This is a genomic window from Paracoccus luteus (assembly GCF_004522155.1).
GTDB lineage: Bacteria > Pseudomonadota > Alphaproteobacteria > Rhodobacterales > Rhodobacteraceae > Paracoccus > Paracoccus luteus.
This window is the reverse complement of the sequence record NZ_SDEA01000004.1, coordinates 222,323-244,587: the sequence shown is the minus strand read 5'-3', so window position 1 is coordinate 244,587 and position 22,265 is coordinate 222,323. Positions and strand designations below refer to the sequence as shown.

The following is a 22,265-nucleotide window of genomic DNA, read 5'->3' as shown; positions in this document are numbered from 1 at the left end:
CCGCGCGGCGCACAGGGGGCGGCAAGCAAGGCAGAGCGCCGATCCCGGCCGCGCGGCGGTCAGTCCACGACCATGAAAAAATCCTGCCAGCGGCGACGCTGGCAGGATCATGCGGTTCGGCAGCCCGTGGTCGAAACCGCAGCGGGCGATGGCGGTTCCCCGATGTCAGGGCCCGGTCACCGTGCAGTTCTGCGCCTTCGACCCGATCTTGCCGCAGATCAGGTTGGCGGCGTTGCGGGTCATGCCGGTGAACTGCGCCTCCCACCCGCGCCGCGTGTTGTCCACGTGGCGGCGCGCGTCGTCCAGAACGGACGTTTCCTGCAATGCGGTGCGCAGCAGCAGCTGTTCGGCCTCGTGCTTGGACGCATAGACGCCCAGCGAGACGCCATAGCTGCGGCTGCCCTTGGTCGAGGTGCGCGAGACGATCTCGGTCGCCTCGGGTTCCGACCGGTCGCCCTCTTCCTCCATCGCCGCAAGGATCACGGTTTCCGATTTGCGGCGCGGCGCGGTCGATGACGCCAGCCGGGACGGCAGGGTCGCCGCCTCGACCGCCGGGATCGTCGAGCCTGGTGTCTTTTTCGCCACCTTCACCGCACTTTCGCTGCGTGGTGCGGGGCTGGGCCGGTCCGCCTCGACCGGCGCGGCGGGGGCGGCCGCAACGACGACCGGTTCGGCTTCTGCCGCGCGGGAACGGCCGGGCCGGGGCAGGGGGCGGGCGCTGGACGCCAGCCGGACGGCGGGCGCGGCCTCGGCCGCGGCGGGCGTCGCCGGCGCGGCGGCGGGCATCGCCTGCGCCTCGGCCAGGGCGGCCGTCACGCGGTCGCCGCGCGGAACCGGGGGCGCGGCCGCCACGGCGGTCCGGCGCGCGGGTTCGGCCGCCTCGGGCTTCAGCCGGACCGGCGCCACCGGCGGCGCCTCGGCCCGCGCCACTTTCACCGAACGCTTCTTCTCGACCAGATAGGCGGGGGCGTCGGGCCTTATTTCCTTCACCCGGGTCGGCGCGCTGCCGAAGCCTGCGTCCAGCAGCTGGGCCATGACCGCGTTGCGTTGCGCCGTGGATTGCCCGCCCAGCACGGTCGCGATGATCCGCTTGGGCCCGCGCTGCGCCGACGCCGTCAGGTTGAAGCCTGCGGCGCGGGTATAGCCCGTCTTGATCCCGTCCGCGCCCTTGTAGCTGTCAAGGAACCGCTTGTTCGTGCTGGACACGGTCGCAATCCCCGCGTCGGCCGAACGGCGCGAAAAGATCGAATAATACTGCGGGAAATCATAGAACAGCCGCCGCCCCAGGATCGTCATGTCGCGCGCAGACGAATGATGCCCCGACTGCGTCAGCCCGTTGGCGTTGCGGAACACGGTGTTGCGCATCCCCAGCGCGCGCGCCATCGCGGTCATCTGGCTGCCGAACTGCGGCTCGGACCCGGCCAGTCCCTCGCCGATCACCGTGGCGGCGTCATTGGCCGATTTGACCGCGGCGGCGCGGATCAGATAGCGCAGCTCGATCTTTTGCCCGGCGCGCAGCCCCAGGCGCGACGGCGGCTGGGATGCCGCGTGCGACGACACGGTGAACCGCGAGTCCAGCCGGACCTGACCCCGTTCGATGGCGGTGAACGCCATGTAAAGCGTCATCATCTTGGTCAGCGAGGCGGGATGCAGCCGCGCGTCCGCGTTCTGCGAATAGATTTCCTTGCCGGTTCGCGCATCCATCACAAAGGCGGCGAATGGCGCGGCGACGGCCGCTGGGGGCGCAAGCGCGCTCATAACGGCGATCAACCCCGCGACGAGGGTCATGACGATTTTTTGCACTGTCCCGCTCTCTCTGCCTGCGAGGGCGCGTTCATCATGGCACGCCCTTCGTTAATGCCCTGACAATAGCACGGGCGTTTTCATCCCGAAACCGCGTTTTTCCCTGATTTGTACGCGCGGGCCGATCGCCGCGCGCAGCCCGGCGCCCTTTCCTTGGCGGGCCGAGTGTCTATATTGCTGGCGTTCGACCCCTTGCCCCGACGCCGACCAGGAACCGACATTGACCCAGCCGCGCACGCCGCAGCCCCGCATGAGCGACCCCGGAAAGCCGCAGGATCCCGGCGGCGACGCCGATCTGGCGACCAAGGTCAAGCCCAGGACGCAGCGCCCGCCGCTGTACAAGGTGCTGTTGCTGAACGACGATTTCACCCCGATGGAGTTCGTCGTCCATATCCTGGAACGGCTGTTCGGCATGACCCACGCGCAGGCGATCGAGATCATGCTGACCGTGCATCGCAAGGGGATCGCCGTGGTGGGCGTCTTCTCGCACGAGGTGGCGGAAACCAAGGTGGCGCAGGTGATGGAACTGGCGCGCCGCCAGCAGCACCCGCTGCAATGCACGATGGAAAAGGAATGACATGGCCGGATCGCGGCTGGAACTGATCGCCCCGCCGGCGGGCCGGCTGTTGCTGGTCGGCCCCCGCGCCACCGAGGATTTGCAGGGGTTCGCTCCGGACGATACCGTCGTGGTGCAGGGGTTCCGTCCCGATCACGACGCCCTTGCCGGGCGCGGCTTCCGCGTGGTTCCGACGCCCGCGGCGGTGCCGGGGGCGGATTTCGCCGCCGCGATCGTGTTCCTGCCCCGCGCCAAGGCCGAAGCCCGCGCCCGTGTCGCCGCCGCCGCCGCGCGGCTGGCCCCCGGCGCCAGCCTGTGGGTCGACGGGCAAAAGACCGACGGCATCGATTCGATGCTGCGCGACCTGCGCGCGCTGGCGGCGGTGGACGAGGTGCAGTCGCGCGCCCACGGCAAGATCATGCGCCTGACCGTCCCGCAGGGCGACTGGCTGCCCGCCGACTGGGCGGGGGCCGAGCGGGTGGTCGGGGACGGCTTTGTCACTGCGCCGGGCGTCTTCTCGGCCGATGCGGCCGATCCGGCCTCGCAGGCGCTGGCGGCGGCGCTGCCCGACCGGATGCCGACCCGCGTCGTCGATCTGGGGGCGGGCTGGGGCTGGTTGTCCGCGCTGGTGCTGGCCCGCCCGGGCGTCGAGACGCTGCACCTGGTCGAGGCGGACGCCGTCGCGCTGGACTGCGCCCGGCGCAACGTGACCGATCCGCGCGCGGTGTTCCATTGGGCGGACGCGACGAGTTTTCGCCTGCCCGATCCGGTGAACGGGGTGGTCATGAACCCGCCCTTCCACGACACCCGCAGCCCCGACCCGCATCTGGGCGCGCGCTTCATCCGGGCGGCCGCCGGGCTGTTGACCGGGGCGGGGCGGCTGTGGATGGTCGCCAACCGGCACCTGCCGTACGAGCCGGTGCTGGCCGAGCATTTCGCGCAGGTGCAGGAGATCGCGGGCGACGCGCGGTTCAAGGTCATCACCGCGACCGGGGCGGGGCGGCCCAGGCGGCGCTAGGTCATTCGGGATGCGCCGCGCGGCAGGCGCGGACGACCTGTTCGGCCCGCGGCAGCAGCGCGGCCTGGCGCGCACTGAGGTTGTCGCGCTTGCGCGTCTCGGCCGCCGGGTCGATGGGCACGCGGTAACGCTCGATGTCGGTCACGTCGCGCAGGCAGGGCCGGTCCACGATGCGCCGGTTGCCGTCCTTGTCGCGCCAGACGGACGAACAGTCGCGCCAGACGGTGCGGGTGACCTCGCGCTCTTCCCAGGCATAACCGCGCGCCAGATTGCCCTGCACCTCGTCCAGCAGGTTCGTGACGACGCGGTATTCGCGGGTGTTCTGCGCGATGCACTGCTGCTGGGGGGTGCCGCAGGCGGCCAGCGTCACGCAGGCCAGCGCGGTCAGGGCAAGGTTGCGGGTCATCGGGGCGGCCTCTAATCAGGGACGGCCAAGCCTAGCGCCGCGCCGCGCGCCCCGCAAATCACGAAAGAGGCCCGCGATGGACATGACAGAACAGCGCAGCGCCGCGTCGCGGTGGTTCCGCGATCTCCGCGACCGGATCACCGCCGCGTTTCAGGCGCTGGAGGATCGCGGCCCCGGCGACGCGCCGCCCGGCCGGTTCACCGTAACCCCGACCGAGCGTGCGGGCGATGGCGGCGGCGGCATCATGTCGGTGATGCGCGGCGGCCGCGTGTTCGAGAAGGTCGGCGTCAACTGGTCCGAGGTGCATGGCACGCTGGCGCCCCGCGCGCAGGCGGCGATGGCCGCGCGCGGCGTTCCGGGGATGGCGGACGACCCGCGGTTCTGGGCGTCGGGCATCAGCCTGGTCGCGCATATGCAGAACCCGCATGCCCCGGCCGTCCACATGAACACCCGGATGTTCTGGACGCCGGGCGCGTGGTGGTTCGGGGGCGGGGCGGACCTGAACCCCTGCATCGAGTATCCCAGGGATACGGCACATTTCCATGACACGCTGCGCATGGCCTGCGCGGCGCACGGGGCCAATTACTATGACCGCTTCAAGGCGTGGGCGGACGAGTATTTCTTCATCCCGCATCGCGGCCGTGCGCGGGGCGTGGGCGGCATCTTCTATGACGACCTGAACAGCGGCGACTGGCAGGCGGATTTCGCGTTCACCCGCGACGTGGGCGCGGCCTTCCTGCCGGCGTTCCTGCCGCTGGCCGAGGCGCGGATGGCGCAGCCCTGGAGCGACGCGGACCGCGACGCGCAGCTGATCCACCGCGGGCTTTATGCGGAATACAACCTTGTCTATGACCGCGGGACGAAGTTCGGGCTGGAGACCGGGCACAACGCCGACGCCGTCCTGATGAGCCTGCCGCCGCTGGCGAAGTGGGTCTAGGGTTCAGCCTGCCGCCAGCAGCCAGCCCACGCCTGCGACGATCAGCGCCATGCCCAGCATCTGCGCTTGCGTCATCGCCTCGCGCCGCCGGCGGCTGACCGCAGCGGCCAGCGCGACCTCGACCAGCGCGAGGGTGCGGACGTTCGCCGCCGAGGTCAGCGCAAAGCCGAGAAACCAGAACTGCGAGGCGAGGGCGCCCAGCAACCCCGCGCCAAGCGATTCGCGCCACGCTAGCGCCATGCCGCGCAGCGCGCCCCGGTCGGCCAGCGCCAGCCAGCCGCCCACCACCAGAATCTGCAGCGTCATGGACAGCACAAGGATCGTCGCCGCCCGCATCATCTCGCTGCCCTCGGGCAGGGCGAGGATTGCCCCGCGAAAACCGACTGCAGACAGGCCGAACAGCGCCCCCGCTGCGACCGCCACCGCCGCAGCCCCCGGCGCGGCGCGGCCCCAGCCCCCGCCCGACGCCATCAGAACCCCCAGCGTCGCCAGCGCGATGGCGCCCGCGCGCTGCGGTCCCAGCGGCTCGGCCAGGATCAGCGCGCCCATGAGGGCCAGCGTCACCGGCTCGGTCTTGATCAGGGCGGTGGCGACCGCGAACCCGCGAAGCCGCATCGCCGTCAGCATCAGCGCGGTGGCGCCCACCTGCGCCGCCGCCCCCATCGCGGCAAAGCCCAGCGACCGCGCGCCGGGCAGCGGCACCGGTTCGGCCAGTGCCAGCACCCAAAGAAACAACAGCGCAAAGGGCATGCCGAAGAGGAACCGCACCCCTGTCGCACCCATGGTTCCGATGCGCGCGGTCAGCCCGGCCTGCGCGGCATTGCGCCCGGTCTGGGCGGCGGCGGCGATCAGCGTGGCGACGATCCACATGCCGCCCGTGCCCCTGTCAGCCCGCGCCCTTGTCAGCCCGTGCCCGTGTCAGCCGCCCGCGCGCACGGTTTCGATCATCAGCGCGACATTGTCGGGATCGGCATCCGGCGTGATCCCGTGCCCGAGGTTGAAGATATGCGGCCCGCCGGCAAGGGCGCGGACGATGCGCCGCGTCTCGTCCACAAGCTCCGGCCCGCCGGTGACCATGTGCCGCGGGTCCAGATTGCCCTGCACGCAGCCGCCGGGACCGGCGCGCTGGACATTCATCGCGGCCCATTCGGCGCTGACCCCGTTGTCCAGCGCCACCGCGTCGGCCCCGGTCGCGGCGGCAAAGCCGACATAGCGCGGCCCCGCCTCGCGCGGGAAGGCGATGACCGGGATGCCGGGGTGGCGGTCGTTCAGCGCGGCGATGATCCGCGCCGTGGGCGCGACCGCGAAATCGTCGAAATCCTGCCCGCGCAAACTGCCCGCCCAGCTGTCGAACAGCTTGACGACCTCGGCCCCGGCCTCGATCTGGGCCGACAGATATTCCACCGTCGCGTCGCCGATGCGGTCGATCAGCGCGGCAAAGGCTGCGCGGTCCGCCTGCTTCATCGCGTGTGCGGGGGCCTGGTCCTTGGTGCCGCGCCCCGCGACCATATAGGTGGCGACGGTCCAGGGTGCGCCCGCAAAGCCGATCAGCGTCGTTTCCGCGGGCAGTTCGCGGCGCAGGATGCGCAGCGTCTCATAGACCGGGGCCAGCGTGTCGTGGACCGAGCCGGCGGGGCGCAGGGCGGCAACGCCCGCGGCGTCGGTGATGGTGGACAGGCGCGGCCCCTCTCCGGTGACGAACCACAGGTCGGACCCCAGCGCCTGCGGCACCAGCAGGATGTCGGCGAACATGATCGCCGCGTCGAAGCCGAACCGCCGGATCGGCTGCAGCGTGACCTCGGCCGCAAGGTCGGGGGTATAGCACAGCTTGAGGAAGTCGCCCGCCTGGGCGCGGGTCGCGCGGTATTCGGGCAGATAGCGCCCCGCCTGCCGCATCATCCAGATCGGCGGGACCGGCAATGTCTCGCCCGCCAGGGCGCGCAGGATGGTCTTGGTCGGGCGGGGGGCAGGGGGGGCGGCGATCAGGGTCATGCGCCCTTGTGGCAAGGCCGCCCGCCGGCTGCAAGCGGCAGGGCGACGCATCCGCCGCGGCAGCGGTTGTCAACGCAGCCGCGCGGCGCTAACCGGGGCGCATGGACGCGCTTCCCACCCCCTCCCGCCCGCTTCGCATCGGAACCCGCGGTTCGGCCCTGGCGCTGGCGCAGGCGCACGAGACCCGCGACCGCCTGATGGCCGCCCACGACCTGCCGCAGGACGCGTTCCAGATCGTGGTCATCAAGACCACCGGCGACCGCGTGCTGGACCGCCCGCTGAAGGAAATCGGCGGCAAGGGTCTGTTCACGCGCGAGATCGAGGACGCGCTGCTGGACCGCCGCATCGACATCGCCGTCCATTCGATGAAGGACATGCCGGTCTTGCAGCCCGAGGGGCTGGTCATCGACTGTTACCTGCCCCGGCAGGACGTGCGCGACGCATTCGTCAGCCGCCGGTGGGAGTCGGTCGCGGCCCTGCCGCCCGGCACGGTCGTCGGATCGTCCAGCCTGCGCCGTCGCGCGCAGCTGATGCATCGCCGTCCGGACCTGAGGCTGGTCGAGTTTCGCGGAAACGTGCAGACGCGGATGAAAAAGCTGGACGACGGCGTGGCCGAGGCGACGTTTTTGGCGCTGGCAGGCGTGACGCGGCTGGGGATGCTGGACGTGGTGCGCGGCGTGATCGACACCGATGACATGCTGCCGGCGGTCGCGCAGGGCGCGATCGGGGTGGAACGGCGAGAGGCGGATTCGATCGCCGCATCGCTGCTGGCGCCCATCTCGGACCTGCCGACGACGCTGCGGGTCGAGGCCGAGCGCGCGTTCCTGGAACGCCTGGACGGGTCGTGCGAGACGCCGATCGCGGGGCTGGCCGAGGTGGCCGGCGACGGGCTGCGCCTGCGCGGCGAGATCCTGCTGCCGGACGGGTCGCTGTCGATCCGGGGCGACCGCGAGGGTCCGGTTGCGGACCGCCGCCGCATGGGCCGCGATCTGGCCGAAGAGCTGCTGGCGCGGGCGCCTGCGGATTACTTTGACCTGATGGGCATCAACGCCGAACGCCGGTCGCCGCCGGTCCGTTGAGGCGAGCTGCCACGGCAGGGGGATGGTGGACCGTCACCCCGCGACGACCAGGCCGCCGAGGCAGATCCGGGCGCAAGACGATCCGCTGAGCCCCTGACGGCGTGGCGGGTCTTGCCGGCAGTGATGCTGCGGGGGCGACCGCAGCCAAGCGCCCGGCGGGTCTAATAGCTGCGGATCAGGCCCACCAGGCGGCCCTGCACCTGCACCTTGCTTTCGGGCAGCATGCGGGTTTCATAGGCCGGGTTGGCCGCCTCGAGCGCGATCATGCCGGCGCGGCGGCGATAACGCTTCAGCGTCGCCTCGGACCCTTCGACGAGGGCCACCACGATGTCGCCGTTGTCGGCGTGGTCCTGTTCGCGGATCACGACCACGTCGCCGTCGTTGATCCCCGCCTCGATCATCGAATCGCCCCGCACCTCAAGCGCATAGTGGTGGTCGCGGCCGGTCAGCATCGAGCCGGGAACGGCGATATGGTGCGACACCTCGGATATCGCCTCGATCGGGACGCCGGCGGCGATGCGCCCCATGACCGGCAGTTCGACCGCCGGGCTGTCCGTGATCGTCATCGCGCCGCGCGGTCGGGCCGCGGGCGCGGCGCGGTCATTCGTGATGACGCGGGGCGTGAACCCGCCGGTCGCGTCAGCCGACGCGGCGCTGCCGCGCATCAGCGCGTCGGGCAGGCGCACGATTTCCAGCGCCCGCGCGCGGTGCGGCAGGCGGCGGATGAATCCCCGTTCCTCCAGCGCGGTCACAAGGCGGTGGATGCCCGATTTCGACCGCAGGTCGAGCGCGAGTTTCATTTCGTCGAACGACGGTGGCACCCCGTCGCGCGCCATGCGCGCCTGGATGAATTCCAGCAACTGGATCTGTTTTCTTGTCAGCATGCCCGTCGTCCCCCGCAAGGCGGTTGTGTTCCGCGAATGTTCTAGCGCGATCATCCTTGCAGGTCAATGACTAAGCTGATTCGGATTGAGAAACGGTTAATTGCGCAAGGCAATGAAGCGGACCGGGGATCCCGCCGGTTTCGCGGCATCGCCGGCCGGCCGGACCAGCAGCGAATCCGCCCTTGCCATCAGCCGCACGCGCGCCGAATCCTGGTCCGCGAACGGGGTGACGACGATGCCTTCCCCGTCCTCGGTGCGCGTCGCGCGCAGGTAATGCTGGCGGTCGCCCTCGGCTGCCAGCGCCGTCCCCAGGACGCCGTGGCGCAGGCGGGGACCGGGCGCAGGGTCGCCCTGCATCGCGCGCAGCAGGGGCTGCAGGAACAAGACCGCGCAGACCATCGCCGACACCGGGTTGCCGGGCAGTCCCAGCATCGCGGACGTTCCCAGCCGCCCCGCCATCAGCGGCTTGCCGGGGCGCATGGCGATGCGGTGAAAGGCGCGGTCGATGCCCAGATCGGCAGCCACGCGGCCGACAAGATCGTGGTCGCCCACCGACGCCCCGCCGATGGTGACGATCACGTCATGGCCGGCGGCGGCGGCGAATGCCTGGCGCAGGCTGGCCTCGGTGTCGCGGGCGAGGGGCAGGATCGTGGCGATGCCCCCCGCCGCCCGCACCATCGCCGCGACGGCAAGGTCGTTCGAGCTGATGATCTGCCCCGCGCCCGGCATCTCGCCTGGTCGCACCAGCTCGTCCCCGCCCGCCAGGACGGCCACGCGCGGCGCGCGGGCGACGGTCACGGCGGGCAGGTTCATCGCGGCCAGCAGCGCAATGTCCGCGGCATCCAGCCGGCGGCCCGCGCCGAGAGTGTCGCCCGACGAAAAATCGTTTCCCCGCGGGCGGATGTTTGTCTTTGACGATGTCGTTTCCAGGGTGACGAGATCGCCGTCGCGGCGCGCATCCTCCTGCATCACCACACGGTCGGCGCCCTGCGGGACCGGCGCGCCGGTAAAGATGCGGACCGCCTGCCCGGCGCCGAGGGTGCCTGTCCACCCGGCGCCCGCGGCCGACTGGCCCACCACGGCCAGCGGCCCCGCACCGTCGGCGGCGCGCACCGCATAGCCGTCCATCGCCGCGGCGTCGAAGGGCGGCTGCGTCATGCGCGAGGCGGCGGGTTCCAGCAGCCAGCGCCCGGCCGCGTCGACCAGCGCAACGGTTTCGCCCTGCGGCGCGGGGGCGAGGTCAAGGACCAGCGCCAGCGCCTCGTCCACGCTGATCATCGCGCGGGTCCGGTGGCGTCGGCCCTGAACGCCCCGGATTTGCCGCCGGTCTTGGACAGCAGGCGAACGCCCTCGATCCGCATGTCCTTCTGGGCGGCCTTCAGCATGTCATAGACGGTCAGGGCGGCGACGGTGGCGGCGGTCAGCGCCTCCATCTCGACCCCGGTGCGGCCGGTGGTGCGGGCGGTCGCGGTGATGCGGACGCCGGGCAGCGCGGGGTCGGGCACAAGGTCCACGGCCACGCGGTCCAGCGGCAGCGGGTGGCACAGCGGGATCAGATCGGCGGTGCGCTTGGCACCCATGATCCCGGCCAGCCGCGCCACGCCCAGAACGTCGCCCTTGGCCGCGCCGCCCTGTGCCAGCGCAAGGGTGCCCGGCGCCATGACCACAAGCGCCTCGGCCACCGCCTCGCGCAGCGTGGCGGTCTTGCCCGAGACATCGACCATGTGCGCCTGCCCGGCGTCGTCGAAATGCGTCAGCGTCATGGCGCAGGCGTCCCCAGGATGGCACGGGTGGCGGCGGTCACGTCGGGCTGGCGCATCAGGCTTTCCCCGATCAGGAAGCGGCGGACCCCCGCGTCCATCACCCGCGCCAGGTCGTCGTGCGTGAACAGGCCGCTTTCGCAGACCACGTCGCGACCGGCGACGCGCGGCGCAAGTTCAAGCGTCGTCGAAAGATCAAGATCGAAGGTCTTGAGATTGCGATTGTTGATCCCGATCAGCGGCGCGTCCATCCGCAGGGCGCGATCCAGCTCGGCGGCGTCGTGCACCTCGATCAGCGCGTCCATGCCCCAGTGGCGGGCGGCGTCCGCCAGATCGGCCGCAAGCGTGTCATCGACCGTGGCCATGATGATCAGGATGCAGTCGGCGCCCCAGGCCCGCGCCTCGGCCACCTGATAGGGATCGTAAAGGAAATCCTTGCGCAGCACCGGCAGGGTGCAGGCCTCGCGCGCGGCGGTCAGGAACGCGGGCGCGCCCTGAAAGCTGGGGCCGTCGGTCAGCACCGACAGGCAGGCCGCGCCCCCGGCCTGATAGGCGCGGGCCAGCGCGGGCGGGTCGAAATCGGGGCGGATCAGGCCCTTGGACGGGCTTGCCTTCTTGATCTCGGCGATCAGCGCCGGGCCGGTTGCGGCGGCGCGGGTCAGTGCGGCGGCAAAGCCGCGCACCGGGGGCGCCTGCCGGGCGGCGGCCTCGACATCTGCCAAGGGGCGGGCGGCGCGGGCGCTGGCGATTTCGTCCAGCTTATAGGTCTTGATGCGGTCCAGAATATCCATGCGTCCGGTTGTGGCCCGCCGCGGCCTGCGGTGCAACCGGGATCACCCCCAGCGCACGGGCGTCTCGCCGCGCGCCGCCAGCCACGCGTTCACCCGCGAAAACGGTCGCGAGCCGAAGAACCCCCGCCGCGCCGACAGCGGCGACGGGTGGGCGCTGGCGATCACCAGATCGTCCGCGCGGGGCAGCCCTCGCACCGCCGCCTGCGCGTGTGCGCCCCACAGCACGAACGCCAGCGGCCGGTGCGCCTGTGCGGCGGCGATGGCCTGCCGGGCCAGCCGGTCCCAACCCCAGCGGGCATGGGCGCCCGCGTTGCCGGGCGCAACGGACAGCGCGGTGTTCATCAGCAGCACGCCCTGGGACGCCCAGTGCGACAGGTCGCCCGACGCCGGGCGCTGACCCGTGTCAGCCGCCAGTTCGGCATAGATGTTGGCCAGCGAGCGCGGCAGCGCCACGCCCGCGTTGACCGAGAACGCCAGCCCGTTGGCATGGCCGGGCGTGGGATAGGGATCCTGCCCCAGGATCACGACGCGGGTCGTGTCGGGGGTCAGCGAGTCCAGCGCCGCAAAGACGCGGGCGGGGCCGGGCAGCCAGTCGTCCCCCGTCAGCCGCTCGCTGATCGTGGGCCAGTCGTCGGCAAAGAACGGCAGATGCGACCAGGCGGCAGGGGGCGCGGGCTGCGGGCCACGGCCGGGCAGGGGCAGCGGCAGGTCGCCCTGCGCCGCGCCTAGGCCGGTGCCGCGCACAGGGACACCAGCCGCGCCAGCCGGTCGCGGGCGGCACCGGAATCGATCGATTCGCGCGCGATGTCCGCGCCTTGACGCAGGTCCGACGCGCGCCCGGCGATCAGCAGCGCGGCGGCGGCGTTCAGCAGCACGGCGTCGCGATAGGCGCCCGCCGATCCGTCCAGCAGCGCGCGCAGGGCGGCTGCGTTCTGCGCGGGCTCGCCGCCCACGATGGCCTCGAACGGGTGGACGGGCAGGCCCGCATCCTCGGGGGCGATCTCGAAGCTGGTGATCGCGCCGTCGCGCAGCTGCACTACCTGCGACGGCGCGGCAATCGACAGCTCGTCCGTGCCGTCGCCGCCGTGGACCAGCCATGCCGCCTGCGAACCCAGCGCCTGCAGCGTCTCGGCCATCGGGCGCAGCCATTGGGGCGCGAACGCGCCGGTCAGCTGGATGCGCACGTCCGCGGGATTCGTCAGCGGACCCAGCAGGTTGAAGATGGTGCGCGTCCCCAGCTCCGCCCGCGCGGGGCCGACATGGCGCATCGCGGGGTGATGCACCGTCGCCATCATGAAACACAGCCCGATGGCGTCCAGCGCCGCCTGCGCACGCGCGACGCCACCCTGCACGTCGATGCCCAGATGGCTCAGCGCGTCGGCGGACCCGGATTTTGACGACAGGTTGCGGTTGCCGTGCTTGGCCACCGGCACGCCCGCGCCCGCCACGACAAACGCCGTCGCGGTCGAGATGTTCAGCGTGCCCTTGCCGTCGCCGCCGGTGCCGACGATGTCGATGGCGCCGGCGGGCGCGGTGATGCGGTTCATGCGCACGCGCATGGCGCGGACGGCGGCGGCGATCTCGTCCACCGTCTCGCCGCGCACGCGCATCGCCATCAGCAGCCCGCCGATCTGCGCGGGCGTGGCCGCGCCGTCGAACAGCGCGCCGAACGCGGCATAGGCTTCGGCCGGGGCCAGCGGGCGGGTCGCGGCCAGGCCGATCAGCGGGCGGATGTCGGTCGGCGCCTCGGTCATGCCGCGGCCCCCAGCCGGTTGGAACAGCGCGACAGGAAGTTGCGGATCATGGCGTGCCCGTGTTCGGACCGGATGCTTTCGGGGTGGAACTGCACCCCTTCGATCGGCAGGGTCCGGTGCGCCAGCCCCATGATCGTGCCGTCGGCCGCCGTCGCGGTGACGCGCAGGGCGTCGGGCAGCGTCGCCGGATCGACGGTCAGCGAGTGATAGCGCGTCGCGCGCAGGGGCGAGGGCAGGCCCGCGAACAGCCCCGTGCCGTCGTGGCCGATGTCGTCGACCTTGCCGTGGACGATGCGGGCGGCGCGGATCACGTCACCACCGAACGCCTCGCCGATGGCCTGGTGGCCAAGGCAGACGCCCATCACCGGCACGCCCGCATCGGCCGCGGCGCGGATCAGGGGCACGATGATGCCCGCCTGCGCCGGCGCGCAGGGTCCGGGAGAGATCAGGATGCCCGATGCGCCCCGCGCCAGCGCCTGTTCGACCGTCAGCGCGTCGTTGCGCACGACCTCGACCCGCGCGCCCGCCTCGCCCAGGTAATGCACGAGGTTCCAGGTAAAGCTGTCATAATTGTCGATCATCAGGATCCGCGCGCCATCGGCGGTGCGGGATGCGTGAACGATCGGGGGCGACAGCGGCGCGGAGGTCATCGGCAGGGGCCTTGCAAGGGGGGGTGAACCGCCTGTTGCGGTCAGCTATAGATGTGCCAAAGCGGCGTGGGGGGTCAACCCCGGCGCCGGATTTGCACGGGCACGGCGCCCGGACGGACGGGGGCGCAGGCGATGGGATTCTGGACCGGGCTGGTGCAGGGAACGCTGATGTGCGGGGCGGCGCTGGCCGCCCTGTCGCTGGCGCTGCCCGAGGCCGGAAGGGACCGGCCGGACGCGCCGGGGGAAAGCGCCGGGGCCGGAGACCGTGGCCCGTCTGCCGCGCCGCTCGCCGGACCGGTCCGGGACGAGGCTGCCGCGCCGCCCGGCCGGGCGTCCGCTGCAACTGATGCGCGCGACAGTCAGCCTGCGCCTGCCGCCGCGCCGGATGCCCGCGCGCAGCCCGTGCCGGCGCCGCCCGACGACGCCATCATCCCGTCCGCCGATGCAGCCCGTCCCGCCCCCGCGTCCGAGCGTCTGCCCGAGCCGGTCGGATCGGAGTTCCGCCGCGCGGCCGACGACGAGCCGCGGGTGCCCGCGCCGCTGGGTGCCCCCACGGTGGCGACGCTGAACGTCCAGGCCGCCGCGCCGGCTGCACCGGAAACGCACCCCGCGCGCCAATCGGCCCCGGCCGTCCGGCCCGACCCCGGTGCGACGCCGGTCGCACCCGCCGCATTGGCGCGCGGTGCCGACAGCCCGGAACTCGCCGCCGCGCCCGCGGCAGAGGCCCCGATCCCCGTCGCACCGCCGGGGCGGGTCGCGGTGCCCGCCCTGGACCGCCTGCCGGAACGCGGGCGTGATCCCGTCGCGGCGCAGGCGGCCGGGACGGGCGATATCTCGGATCGCGACGCGGGTCTTGGCGCCAGCCTGCCCAGCGACGGCAGCGAGGCCGCCACGCAGGGCGGTTTGTCCGACAGCGCGGCAGCCGTCCGGGGCGACGGCGAAGACGCCACGCGGCGCGTCGGCGCGCCGCCGGACGGCACGCCGCCGGTCGCTGCGCGGGCTTCCCGCCCGGCCCTCGCCGCCCGGCCGGCGGAGCCGGGCCCCGCTGCAGCACGCCCCGCCCCCGACCTGCGCCTGCCCGCGCCGCTGGCTGGCCTTGCCGCGCCGCCCGCGCCGGGCAGCGCGCCGCCCGCCGCCGTGCCCGCGCTGCCGCCCCCCGCCGACGACCCGACCGCGCGGCCCGACCTGTCCGACCTTCGCCCCTGATAAGGAGCCGATGCCCATGCTGCCCCTGAACCCGTCGATTGCCGCCACCTTCCGCCCCCCGGTGATGGAGGCGCGGCGCTGGCTTGAGGGCGTCACCTTTCCGCCCGATCGCCCGCTGATCAACGTCAGCCAGGCCGCGCCCGTCGATCCGCCGCCCGAACCGCTGCGCCGGGCCATCGCCGACGCCGCGCTGGACCGGGCCGAGGCGCATCTTTACGGCCCGGTGCTGGGCAATGCCGACCTGCGCGCGCAGGTCGCGGCGGACTGGTCGCGCGCCTATGGGGGCCGGGTCGAGCCTGCGAATGTCGCGATCACGCAGGGATGCAACCAGGCATTCTGCGCCGCGATGGCGACGCTGGCGCGGGCGGGGGACGAGGTGATCGTGCCCGTGCCGTGGTATTTCAACCACAAGATGTGGCTGGACATGCAGGGGGTGCGGGTCGTGCCGCTGCCCTGCGGGCCGGGGATGGTGCCGGACCCGGGCAGGGCGGCCGCGCTGATTTCCGACCGCACGCGGGCCATCGTGCTGGTCAGCCCCAACAACCCCTCGGGCGCGGAATACCCGCCCGAGGTGGTGCGCGGTTTCGCCGAACTGGCGCGCACGCGCGGGCTGGCGCTGGTCCTGGACGAGACCTATCGCGACTTCGACAGCCGCGATGGCGCGCCGCACGATCTGTTCACCGACCCGGACTGGGGCGACACGCTGATCCAGCTTTACAGCTTTTCCAAGGCGTATCGGCTGACCGGCCACCGCGTCGGCGCGCTGATCGCCAGCACCGACCGCATGATCGAGGTCGAGAAGTTCCTGGACACGGTTTCCATCTCGACCGGCCAGCTGGGCCAGATCGGCGCGCTGTGGGGGATGCGGAACCTGGGCGGCTGGCTGGCCGGCGAGCGCGCCGAGATCCTGGCGCGCCGGGACGCCACGGCGCGCGCCATGACCGCGCTGCCCGGCTGGCAGGTCATGGGCTGCGGCGCCTATTTCGCGTGGGTGCGGCACCCGTTCGACATCCCCTCGTCGGACCTTGGCCGCCGGCTGGTGGCCGAGGCGGGCGTCCTGCTGCTGCCGGGCACGATGTTCATGCCGGCAGACGACCCGGACGGCGCGCGCCACCTGCGCATCGCCTTTGCCAACGTGGATGCCGGCGGCATCGCGGCGCTGGCCGACCGTCTGGCCGCGTTCCGCGCCTGACCGCCGCGCCGCGCTTGGTCTTGCTGCCCCGCAAGGCGCGGCCTAAACACGGCGCGACGAAAAGGGTCGGACAGCGGCCAAGGACGAGGGGACGGACATGGGCAGCCTGCGGACCAAGGGCAAATCAACCGTGGTGTGGCTACTCATGGGGATGCTGCTGCTGGGGCTGGGCGGCTTTGGCGTCACCAGCTTTTCGGGCAGCTCGACTGCCGCGATCGGGGCGGTGGGCGATACCTCGGTCGGCACCGACGATTATCTGCGCGCCATCCAGTCCGAGATGCAGGCGTTTTCCGCGCAGACCGGCCAGCCGGTGACGGCCGAAACCGCGCGCGCCTTGGGCGTGCCGCAATCGGCGCAGGCGCGCCTGTTCACCGCCGCCGCGCTTGAGGACGAGGCCCGCCAGCTGGGCCTGTCCGTGGGCGACGAGGCGGTCGCCCGCCAGATCGTCGCCGCGCCGGGCTTCCAGACCCCGTCCGGCCAGTTCGACCGCGCCCGCTATACCGACCTGCTGCGCCGCGAGGGGCTGAGCGAGGCCGAGTTCGAGGGCGACGTCCGCATGGACGAGGCCCGCCTGATCCTGCAGCGCGCCGTGGTGGGCGGCGTCACCGGCGCCGAGACGATGCGCGACCGCACCGCAGGCTGGCTGCTGGAACGCCGCGACATCGCCTGGGACGAGCTGACCGCCGCTGACCTGCCCGCGCCGGTCGCCACCCCCGACGAGGCCACGCTGACCGCCTGGCACCAGGCCAACGCCGACCGCTTTACCGCGCCCGAAACGCGCAAGATCACCTATGTCTGGCTGACGCCCGAGATGCTGGAGGCCAGCGTGACGCTGGATGAGGCCGCGCTGCGCGACCTGTATCAGCAGCGCATCGACGAGTTCCAGCAGCCCGAGCGGCGCATGGTCGAACGGCTGGTCTTCAACGACGAGGCCGCCGCCACGGCCGCGAAGGCGCGCATCGACGCGGGCCAGTCCTCGTTCGAGCAGGAAGCGAACCTGCGCGGGCTGGAGCTGACCGACATCGACCTGGGCGAAATGGCCGAAGGGGATCTGGGCGCGGCGGGGGCGGCGGTCTTTGCGCTGGACCAGCCCGGCGTCGTCGGCCCGTTCATGACCGACCTGGGTCCGACGCTGTTTTCCATGAACGCGATCCTTGAACCCGCCAACATCACCTATGAACAGGCCGTCCCCGACCTGCGGGCCGAGGCCGCCGCCGACCGCGCCCGGCGCGTGATCGAGGAGCAGGCCCCCCAGTTCGAGGATCTGCTGGCCGGCGGCGCCACGCTTGAGGACATGCCGGGCGCGACGCCCATGCAGATCGGCAGCATCGACTATTCCGCCGACACCCCGTCCGAGGGGATCGCCGCCTATCAGGCGTTTCGCGAACGCGCCCGCGCCCTGACCGCCGAGGACTTTCCCCAGCTTTACCAGCTGGACGACGGCGGGGTCTTTGCGCTGCGGCTGGACAGCCTTGTGCCCCCTGCGCTGATCCCGTTCGATCAGGTGCGCGACCGCGTGCTTGAGGACTGGACGCAGGCCGAGACCGGGCGGCTGCTGAAATCCCTGGGCGAAGATCGCCGCATGGCGCTGGAATCGGACGCGCCCGCGCCCGCTCCGGCAGATGGCGCCGCCGCGGTCCCGGCCCCCGCCGCGACGCTGGTCCCCGTGGCCGGGCTTGAACGCGACGGCGCCATCGAGGGCGTGCCCGGCGACGTCGTCAGCCACGCCTTTCGCCTGAAAGAGCCGGGCGAGATCGCCGTGGTCGAGGCCGAGAACCGGGTCTTCCTTGTCCGCCTTGACCGCATCATCCCCGCCGACCTGACCGTGGACGAGGCGCAGCGCGTCGTCGATGGCGTCGGCAACCGGCTGACGGAGTCGCTGCAGGCCGATCTGTTCGACGCCTATGCCCGCGCGCTTCAGGTGTCGCACGGGGTCACGCTGAACCAGTCGGCGCTGAACGCCGCCAACGCCCGGATCCAGTGATGGACCTGTCGCCCGACTTTGCCGGGTTCAAGCAGGGCTGGGCCGAAGGCCGCAACCAGCTGGTGACGCTGCGGCTGGCCGCCGACCTGGACACGCCCGTCAGCCTGATGCTGAAGCTGGCCGAGGCCGAGCCGCTGTCCTTCGTGCTGGAAAGCGTCACCGGGGGCGAGGTGCGCGGCCGCTATTCCATCGTCGGCATGAAGCCCGACCTGGTATGGGAATGCCGGGACGGCCGCGCGCGGATCAACCGCGAGGCGCGCTATGCCGAGGCGTTCAGCGACGATCCGCGCCCGGCGCTGGACAGCCTGCGCGCGCTGATCGCCGAAAGCCGGATCGAGATGCCGGACGGCGTGCCCCCGGTCGCGGCGGGGCTGTTCGGCTATCTGGGCTATGACATGATCCGGCTGGTGGAACATCTGCCGGACGTGAACCCCGACCCGATCGGCGTGCCCGACGCAATGCTGCTGCGCCCGTCGGTCGTGGCCGTGCTGGACGGCGTCAAGGGCGAGGTGACCTTGTGCGCACCCGCCTGGCACGATCCGGCGGTGCCCGCCCGCGCCGCCTATGCCCAGGCGGCCGAGCGGGTGATGGAGGCGCTGCGGTCGCTGGACCGCCAGCCGGCCGAGCCGCGCGCGCTGGGGCGGGGCGGCGCGATCGGCCAGCCGCGGTCGAACTTTGCCCACGCCGATTATCTGGCCGCGGTGGAAAAGGCCAAGGATTACATCCGCGCGGGCGACATCTTCCAGGTCGTGCCGTCGCAGCGGTGGGCCATCGACTTTCCGCTGCCGCCGTTCGCGCTGTATCGCAGCCTGCGGCGGACGAACCCCTCGCCCTTCATGTTCTTCCTGAACATGGGCGGCTTTCAGATCGTCGGCGCCTCGCCCGAGATACTGGTCCGCCTGCGCGAGGGCGAAGTGACGATCCGCCCCATCGCCGGCACCCGCCCCCGCGGCGCCACGCCCGAGGAGGACCGCGCGAACGAGGCCGACCTGCTGGCCGACGAGAAGGAACTGGCCGAGCATCTGATGCTGCTGGATCTGGGGCGCAACGACGTGGGCCGGGTCGCCCGCATCGGCACCGTGCGCCCGACCGAACAGTTCATCATCGAACGATACAGCCACGTCATGCATATCGTCAGCAACGTCGTGGGCGAGCTGCGCGAGGGCGAGGACGCGCTGTCGGCGCTGCTGGCGGGGCTGCCGGCGGGGACGGTCAGCGGCGCGCCCAAGGTGCGCGCAATGCAGATCATCGACGAGCTGGAGCCGGAGAAGCGCGGCATCTATGGCGGCGCAGTCGGCTATTTCGCCGCCAACGGCGAGATGGACATGTGCATCGCGCTGCGCACCGGGGTAGTCAAGGACGACACGCTGTATGTCCAGTCGGGCGGCGGTGTCGTCTATGACAGCGTGCCCGAACTGGAATACCAGGAATGTGTCCACAAATCCAAGGCGATGATCCGCGCCGCCGAGGGCGCGGCCCGTTTCGTGCGGGGCAACGGCTAGGCTGATCTGAGGCCCGCGTCAGCGCGCCGAGGCGGCCTTGGCGGTCTGCTCCTGGCGGGCGCGGCGCAGCCGCTGCGCCTCTTCGACGCGCATCTGGGCCTTCATCTTGCCCGCTTCCTCGTCGCTGGTATCCTCGACCAGCTCATAGCGGCGGATTTCCTTGGTCATGCGAAGTCACCTCGCAAACGCGTGACGTGGTCGGGTCAACGTGCGGGACGCGGCCCGGTTCCACGGAACCTGTGCGGCGCCCCGCTGGTTTCGCCTGCATGACCCAGGAGGCGATCATGAAGCCAGACCCCGAAAACGAACCGACGCAGCCGCGCCACGCGATCAGCGATGACAAGCGGGGCGAATCCGGCGCGGACCCGTCGATCCTGCAGAACGAATACAAGGGCGAGGCGGAACAGGACGGCATCCCCGCCAACGGCACCATGCCCACCGAGCCGCGCGGCCCCGACGACGTCGGCGCCTGAAGGAAAAGGAGATCCCCATGCCCAACCAATCGTTCGAGCGCAACGGCTATGCGCCCCCCCGAGACGTCACCGCCGAGGAGGCCGAGCGCAACAAGCGCCAGCAATCCGTGCAGGACGCCGCCATCCGCGACCCGGACACGGCCAAGGGTGACGCGCCGCCCGCAAAAAGCGACAAGGCCACCGGCTGAGACTGCCGGGCAGGGGCCGGCTGCGGTCTCGTGCCCCCAATTGGCGCGGCCGGCATCGGCCGCGCCCGCCCACCCCTCAGTCGGTGCCGCGATAGGGTTCGACGTATTGCAGCGCCATGTCCCAGGGGAAAAAGATCCAGGTGTCCTGGCTGACCTCGGTCACGTAGGTTTCCACCATCGGCTTGCCCTTGGGCTTGGCATAGACGGTGGCCAGATGGGCGCGCGGGAACATGGAGCGCACCAGTTCCAGCGTGCGGCCTGAATCGACCAGATCGTCGACGACCAGCACGCCATCGCCGTCGCCCATCAGTTCGGCGTCGGGCGATTTCAGCACGGCCAGCGATCCCTGCTCGCCCTTGCGATAGGACTTCACGCTGATCGTGTCGATCGTGCGGATATCCAGTTCGCGCGCCACGATCATCGCGGGCACCATGCCGCCGCGGGTGATCGCCACGACCGCCTTCCAGTCGCCGTCCGCCGGCCCATGTCCGTCCAGCCGCCATGCCAGCGCGCGGGCATCCCTGTGCAGCTGGTCCCAGCTGACGTGAAAGCCCTTTTCATGGGGCAGGCGGTCCGACGGGGTCTTGGCCATTGGCGTTCCTTTCAGTGGCGCAGGATCAGCGACAGCCCCAGCGCGCCGATCAGCGCGCCCGCGATGCGGTCGATCCATGTCTTTGCGCCGTAATAGCGCCGCCGGACGGGTCCGGTCGACATCAAAGCCGTCACGGCCGCGTAAAACCCCAGCTCGACCGCCAGGGCAACCCCATAGACGACCGCCGGGGCCGCGCCGTGCAGCGACGGAAAGACGGACATGATGACTGCCGAATAGAACAGCGCGGGCTTGGGGTTGGACAGGTTCAGCGCCACGCCGCGCGCGAATCCGGGGCCGCTGACCGTCTCGCCCGCCATGTCCAGTGGGTCGGCGGCGTGGCGCCACATCTGGAACGCGATCCACAGCAGATAGATGCCGCCCAGGATCTTCAGCGCGACGAACAGCGACGGCATCCAGCGAAACAGCACCGTCAGCCCGAACAGCGCAAACAGGCACCACAGCGACGCCCCGACAGCCAGCCCCATCGCATAGGGCATCGACGCGCGCCGCCCGCGCGACGCGGCCGACTGGCTGGCCGCGATGATCGCGGGGCCGGGCGAGACGATGGCAAGGCCCAGCGTGGCCACGAACAGCGCCAGCTGCGGCAGGGTGATCGCGTCCATCGCGGGGCCTTCGGGGTGCTGCGCGGACCGGCGTCAGTCGGCCTTGCGGTTGGTGACGGCGTCGATGTCGGGCGCGTCCACCGCTTTCATGCCGACGATATGATAGCCCGCATCGACGTGATGCGTCTCGCCGGTGACGCCGCTGCCGAGGTCGGACAGCAGATACAGCGCCGACTTGCCCACGTCCTCGGTCGTGACGTTGCGGCGCAGGGGCGAGTTCAGCTCGTTCCATTTCAGGATATAGCGGAAATCGCCGATCCCCGACGACGCCAGCGTCTTGATCGGCCCCGCGCTGATCGCGTTCACGCGGATGCCGTCCTTGCCCAGATCCTCGGCCAGATAGCGCACCGACGCCTCGAGCGCGGCTTTCGCCACCCCCATGACGTTGTAATGCGGCATCACCCGTTCCGCGCCGTAATAGGTCAGGGTCAGCAGGCTGCCGCCATCGCGCATCAGGGCCGCTGCGCGCTGCGCCACGGCGGTGAACGAATAGACCGAGATGTCCATCGTCATCATGAAGTTGTCGCGCGTGGTGTCGACATAACGGCCGCGCAGCTCCTCCTTGTCGGAAAAGCCGATGGCGTGGACCAGGAAATCAAGCTGTCCCCACTGGTCCCGCAGGGCGGTGAACAGCGCATCGACCGACGCCATGTCGGCCACGTCGCACGGCAGGACGGTGTTGGACCCCAGCTGCTGCGCCAGCGGCGCCACGCGCTTTTTCAACGCCTCGCCCTGATAGGAAAAGGCCAGTTCCGCGCCTTGGGCGGCCAGCGCGCGGGCGATGCCCCAGGCAAGCGACTTGTCGTTGGCCAGCCCCATGATCAGCCCGCGCTTGCCGGCCATCAGCCCGCCGTCCGTCCGTCCGCTTGACATGC

General features: G+C 71.5%; 25 protein-coding genes. 10 read left to right on the top strand and 15 right to left on the bottom strand.

The genetic code is table 11. From position 1 onward, the window contains the following. Window positions 1–165 precede the first annotated feature (165 nt). Entirely contained in the window at window positions 166–1,704 is a 1,539-nt protein-coding gene (locus tag EPA64_RS07810) for a D-alanyl-D-alanine carboxypeptidase family protein (protein WP_246026664.1), read from the bottom strand. Between the two features lie 349 nt (window positions 1,705–2,053). On the opposite strand from EPA64_RS07810, the gene clpS reads away from it, so the two are divergent. Next, window positions 2,054–2,380 carry an ATP-dependent Clp protease adapter ClpS gene (clpS, locus tag EPA64_RS07805; protein WP_134725709.1) on the top strand — a complete coding sequence of 109 codons (327 nt, stop codon included), beginning with the start codon at window positions 2,054–2,056 and terminating at the stop codon, window positions 2,378–2,380. A gap of 1 nt (window position 2,381) precedes the next feature. Continuing rightward, entirely contained in the window at window positions 2,382–3,377 is a 996-nt protein-coding gene (locus tag EPA64_RS07800) for a class I SAM-dependent methyltransferase (RefSeq protein WP_134725708.1), read from the top strand. A 1-nt stretch (window position 3,378) separates the two neighbouring features. Here EPA64_RS07800 and EPA64_RS07795 read toward each other — a convergent pair whose 3' ends face one another. After that, entirely contained in the window at window positions 3,379–3,783 is a 405-nt protein-coding gene (locus EPA64_RS07795; RefSeq protein ID WP_134725707.1) for a hypothetical protein, read from the bottom strand. 76 nt (window positions 3,784–3,859) lie between these two features. Here EPA64_RS07795 and hemF point away from each other — a divergent pair, with 76 nt between their 5' ends. After that, window positions 3,860–4,720, top strand: coding sequence for an oxygen-dependent coproporphyrinogen oxidase (gene hemF / locus EPA64_RS07790; protein WP_134725706.1), 861 nt, complete (start codon window positions 3,860–3,862; stop codon window positions 4,718–4,720). A 3-nt stretch (window positions 4,721–4,723) separates the two neighbouring features. Here the strand turns inward: hemF and EPA64_RS07785 are convergent, their stop codons facing one another. Both EPA64_RS07785 and hemE read right to left on the bottom strand, forming a co-directional pair. Then, window positions 4,724–5,590, bottom strand: coding sequence for an EamA family transporter (locus tag EPA64_RS07785; RefSeq protein ID WP_134725705.1), 867 nt, complete (start codon window positions 5,588–5,590; stop codon window positions 4,724–4,726). Window positions 5,591–5,638: 48 nt separating this feature from the next. Beyond that, entirely contained in the window at window positions 5,639–6,712 is a 1,074-nt protein-coding gene (gene hemE / locus EPA64_RS07780; protein ID WP_134725704.1) for a uroporphyrinogen decarboxylase, read from the bottom strand. Between the two features lie 101 nt (window positions 6,713–6,813). On the opposite strand from hemE, the gene hemC reads away from it, so the two are divergent. After that, window positions 6,814–7,791 carry a hydroxymethylbilane synthase gene (hemC, locus tag EPA64_RS07775; protein WP_134725703.1) on the top strand — a complete coding sequence of 326 codons (978 nt, stop codon included), beginning with the start codon at window positions 6,814–6,816 and terminating at the stop codon, window positions 7,789–7,791. A gap of 161 nt (window positions 7,792–7,952) precedes the next feature. Here the strand turns inward: hemC and lexA are convergent, their stop codons facing one another. The 7 genes from lexA to EPA64_RS07740 all read right to left on the bottom strand — a co-directional run bounded on the left by lexA (window position 7,953) and on the right by EPA64_RS07740 (window position 13,561). Beyond that, window positions 7,953–8,675, bottom strand: coding sequence for a transcriptional repressor LexA (lexA, locus tag EPA64_RS07770; RefSeq protein ID WP_134725702.1), 723 nt, complete (start codon window positions 8,673–8,675; stop codon window positions 7,953–7,955). Between the two features lie 96 nt (window positions 8,676–8,771). Then, window positions 8,772–9,953 carry a molybdopterin molybdotransferase MoeA gene (locus EPA64_RS07765; protein WP_134725701.1) on the bottom strand — a complete coding sequence of 394 codons (1,182 nt, stop codon included), beginning with the start codon at window positions 9,951–9,953 and terminating at the stop codon, window positions 8,772–8,774. Beyond that, the gene (gene moaC / locus EPA64_RS07760; protein WP_134725700.1) at window positions 9,950–10,438 is read right to left on the bottom strand and encodes a cyclic pyranopterin monophosphate synthase MoaC; all 489 of its coding nucleotides are present in this window, start codon (window positions 10,436–10,438) and stop codon (window positions 9,950–9,952) included. The genes EPA64_RS07765 and moaC overlap by 4 nt, the downstream gene beginning before the upstream one ends. Continuing rightward, window positions 10,435–11,226 (bottom strand): indole-3-glycerol phosphate synthase TrpC, encoded by a 792-nt coding sequence (gene trpC, locus EPA64_RS07755; protein WP_134725699.1) that lies wholly within the window; start codon window positions 11,224–11,226, stop codon window positions 10,435–10,437. Before trpC ends, moaC begins: the two co-directional genes overlap by 4 nt. 42 nt (window positions 11,227–11,268) lie before the next feature. Further along, window positions 11,269–11,922: a uracil-DNA glycosylase gene (locus EPA64_RS07750; protein WP_134725769.1), complete on the bottom strand. Its 654-nt coding sequence runs from the start codon at window positions 11,920–11,922 to the stop codon at window positions 11,269–11,271. A 29-nt stretch (window positions 11,923–11,951) separates the two neighbouring features. Continuing rightward, entirely contained in the window at window positions 11,952–12,980 is a 1,029-nt protein-coding gene (trpD, locus tag EPA64_RS07745) for an anthranilate phosphoribosyltransferase (protein WP_134725698.1), read from the bottom strand. Beyond that, window positions 12,977–13,561 (bottom strand): anthranilate synthase component II, encoded by a 585-nt coding sequence (locus EPA64_RS07740; protein ID WP_246026672.1) that lies wholly within the window; start codon window positions 13,559–13,561, stop codon window positions 12,977–12,979. The genes trpD and EPA64_RS07740 overlap by 4 nt, the downstream gene beginning before the upstream one ends. A 201-nt stretch (window positions 13,562–13,762) precedes the next feature. Here EPA64_RS07740 and EPA64_RS07735 point away from each other — a divergent pair, with 201 nt between their 5' ends. From EPA64_RS07735 to trpE, 4 genes are all read left to right on the top strand, one after another. After that, window positions 13,763–14,836 carry a hypothetical protein gene (locus tag EPA64_RS07735; RefSeq protein ID WP_134725696.1) on the top strand — a complete coding sequence of 358 codons (1,074 nt, stop codon included), beginning with the start codon at window positions 13,763–13,765 and terminating at the stop codon, window positions 14,834–14,836. 16 nt (window positions 14,837–14,852) lie between these two features. Then, the gene (locus EPA64_RS07730; protein ID WP_134725768.1) at window positions 14,853–16,028 is read left to right on the top strand and encodes an aminotransferase; all 1,176 of its coding nucleotides are present in this window, start codon (window positions 14,853–14,855) and stop codon (window positions 16,026–16,028) included. Between the two features lie 97 nt (window positions 16,029–16,125). Next, window positions 16,126–18,012 (top strand): peptidylprolyl isomerase, encoded by a 1,887-nt coding sequence (locus EPA64_RS07725; RefSeq protein WP_246026663.1) that lies wholly within the window; start codon window positions 16,126–16,128, stop codon window positions 18,010–18,012. Further along, window positions 18,012–19,514 carry an anthranilate synthase component I gene (trpE, locus tag EPA64_RS07720; protein WP_134725695.1) on the top strand — a complete coding sequence of 501 codons (1,503 nt, stop codon included), beginning with the start codon at window positions 18,012–18,014 and terminating at the stop codon, window positions 19,512–19,514. The genes EPA64_RS07725 and trpE overlap by 1 nt, the downstream gene beginning before the upstream one ends. An 18-nt stretch (window positions 19,515–19,532) precedes the next feature. On the opposite strand, the gene EPA64_RS16280 is transcribed toward trpE, so the two are convergent. Beyond that, window positions 19,533–19,682 carry a hypothetical protein gene (locus tag EPA64_RS16280; protein WP_167626621.1) on the bottom strand — a complete coding sequence of 50 codons (150 nt, stop codon included), beginning with the start codon at window positions 19,680–19,682 and terminating at the stop codon, window positions 19,533–19,535. A 116-nt stretch (window positions 19,683–19,798) separates the two neighbouring features. Here EPA64_RS16280 and EPA64_RS07715 point away from each other — a divergent pair, with 116 nt between their 5' ends. Both EPA64_RS07715 and EPA64_RS16275 read left to right on the top strand, forming a co-directional pair. After that, complete coding sequence (locus EPA64_RS07715; RefSeq protein WP_134725694.1) at window positions 19,799–19,987, top strand: hypothetical protein; 189 nt, start codon at window positions 19,799–19,801, stop codon at window positions 19,985–19,987. Between the two features lie 17 nt (window positions 19,988–20,004). Then, window positions 20,005–20,175 carry a hypothetical protein gene (locus EPA64_RS16275; RefSeq protein WP_167626620.1) on the top strand — a complete coding sequence of 57 codons (171 nt, stop codon included), beginning with the start codon at window positions 20,005–20,007 and terminating at the stop codon, window positions 20,173–20,175. Between the two features lie 76 nt (window positions 20,176–20,251). On the opposite strand, the gene gpt is transcribed toward EPA64_RS16275, so the two are convergent. The 3 genes from gpt to fabI are packed head-to-tail and all read right to left on the bottom strand — an operon-like array spanning window position 20,252 to window position 22,263. Beyond that, on the bottom strand, window positions 20,252–20,767 hold the full coding sequence (gpt, locus tag EPA64_RS07710) for a xanthine phosphoribosyltransferase (protein ID WP_134725693.1): 516 nt from the start codon (window positions 20,765–20,767) through the stop codon (window positions 20,252–20,254). Between the two features lie 11 nt (window positions 20,768–20,778). Next, window positions 20,779–21,390 (bottom strand): LysE family translocator, encoded by a 612-nt coding sequence (locus EPA64_RS07705; RefSeq protein ID WP_134725692.1) that lies wholly within the window; start codon window positions 21,388–21,390, stop codon window positions 20,779–20,781. Window positions 21,391–21,423: 33 nt separating this feature from the next. After that, window positions 21,424–22,263 (bottom strand): enoyl-ACP reductase FabI, encoded by an 840-nt coding sequence (gene fabI / locus EPA64_RS07700; RefSeq protein ID WP_134725691.1) that lies wholly within the window; start codon window positions 22,261–22,263, stop codon window positions 21,424–21,426. Window positions 22,264–22,265: the final 2 nt, after the last annotated feature.

What these genes read in the sequence shown, in the direction of transcription:
- EPA64_RS07810 (WP_246026664.1), bottom strand. Translation starts at nt 1,704, where the DNA reads ATGGATGCGCGAACCGGCAAGGAAATCTATTCGCAGAACGCGGACGCG.
- clpS (WP_134725709.1), top strand. Translation starts at nt 2,054, where the DNA reads ATGAGCGACCCCGGAAAGCCGCAGGATCCCGGCGGCGACGCCGATCTG.
- EPA64_RS07800 (WP_134725708.1), top strand. Translation starts at nt 2,382, where the DNA reads ATGGCCGGATCGCGGCTGGAACTGATCGCCCCGCCGGCGGGCCGGCTG.
- EPA64_RS07795 (WP_134725707.1), bottom strand. Translation starts at nt 3,783, where the DNA reads ATGACCCGCAACCTTGCCCTGACCGCGCTGGCCTGCGTGACGCTGGCC.
- hemF (WP_134725706.1), top strand. Translation starts at nt 3,860, where the DNA reads ATGGACATGACAGAACAGCGCAGCGCCGCGTCGCGGTGGTTCCGCGAT.
- EPA64_RS07785 (WP_134725705.1), bottom strand. Translation starts at nt 5,590, where the DNA reads ATGTGGATCGTCGCCACGCTGATCGCCGCCGCCGCCCAGACCGGGCGC.
- hemE (WP_134725704.1), bottom strand. Translation starts at nt 6,712, where the DNA reads ATGACCCTGATCGCCGCCCCCCCTGCCCCCCGCCCGACCAAGACCATC.
- hemC (WP_134725703.1), top strand. Translation starts at nt 6,814, where the DNA reads ATGGACGCGCTTCCCACCCCCTCCCGCCCGCTTCGCATCGGAACCCGC.
- lexA (WP_134725702.1), bottom strand. Translation starts at nt 8,675, where the DNA reads ATGCTGACAAGAAAACAGATCCAGTTGCTGGAATTCATCCAGGCGCGC.
- EPA64_RS07765 (WP_134725701.1), bottom strand. Translation starts at nt 9,953, where the DNA reads ATGATCAGCGTGGACGAGGCGCTGGCGCTGGTCCTTGACCTCGCCCCC.
- moaC (WP_134725700.1), bottom strand. Translation starts at nt 10,438, where the DNA reads ATGACGCTGACGCATTTCGACGACGCCGGGCAGGCGCACATGGTCGAT.
- trpC (WP_134725699.1), bottom strand. Translation starts at nt 11,226, where the DNA reads ATGGATATTCTGGACCGCATCAAGACCTATAAGCTGGACGAAATCGCC.
- trpD (WP_134725698.1), bottom strand. Translation starts at nt 12,980, where the DNA reads ATGACCGAGGCGCCGACCGACATCCGCCCGCTGATCGGCCTGGCCGCG.
- EPA64_RS07740 (WP_246026672.1), bottom strand. Translation starts at nt 13,561, where the DNA reads ATGATCGACAATTATGACAGCTTTACCTGGAACCTCGTGCATTACCTG.
- EPA64_RS07735 (WP_134725696.1), top strand. Translation starts at nt 13,763, where the DNA reads ATGGGATTCTGGACCGGGCTGGTGCAGGGAACGCTGATGTGCGGGGCG.
- EPA64_RS07730 (WP_134725768.1), top strand. Translation starts at nt 14,853, where the DNA reads ATGCTGCCCCTGAACCCGTCGATTGCCGCCACCTTCCGCCCCCCGGTG.
- EPA64_RS07725 (WP_246026663.1), top strand. Translation starts at nt 16,126, where the DNA reads ATGGGCAGCCTGCGGACCAAGGGCAAATCAACCGTGGTGTGGCTACTC.
- trpE (WP_134725695.1), top strand. Translation starts at nt 18,012, where the DNA reads ATGGACCTGTCGCCCGACTTTGCCGGGTTCAAGCAGGGCTGGGCCGAA.
- EPA64_RS16280 (WP_167626621.1), bottom strand. Translation starts at nt 19,682, where the DNA reads ATGACCAAGGAAATCCGCCGCTATGAGCTGGTCGAGGATACCAGCGAC.
- EPA64_RS07715 (WP_134725694.1), top strand. Translation starts at nt 19,799, where the DNA reads ATGAAGCCAGACCCCGAAAACGAACCGACGCAGCCGCGCCACGCGATC.
- EPA64_RS16275 (WP_167626620.1), top strand. Translation starts at nt 20,005, where the DNA reads ATGCCCAACCAATCGTTCGAGCGCAACGGCTATGCGCCCCCCCGAGAC.
- gpt (WP_134725693.1), bottom strand. Translation starts at nt 20,767, where the DNA reads ATGGCCAAGACCCCGTCGGACCGCCTGCCCCATGAAAAGGGCTTTCAC.
- EPA64_RS07705 (WP_134725692.1), bottom strand. Translation starts at nt 21,390, where the DNA reads ATGGACGCGATCACCCTGCCGCAGCTGGCGCTGTTCGTGGCCACGCTG.
- fabI (WP_134725691.1), bottom strand. Translation starts at nt 22,263, where the DNA reads ATGTCAAGCGGACGGACGGACGGCGGGCTGATGGCCGGCAAGCGCGGG.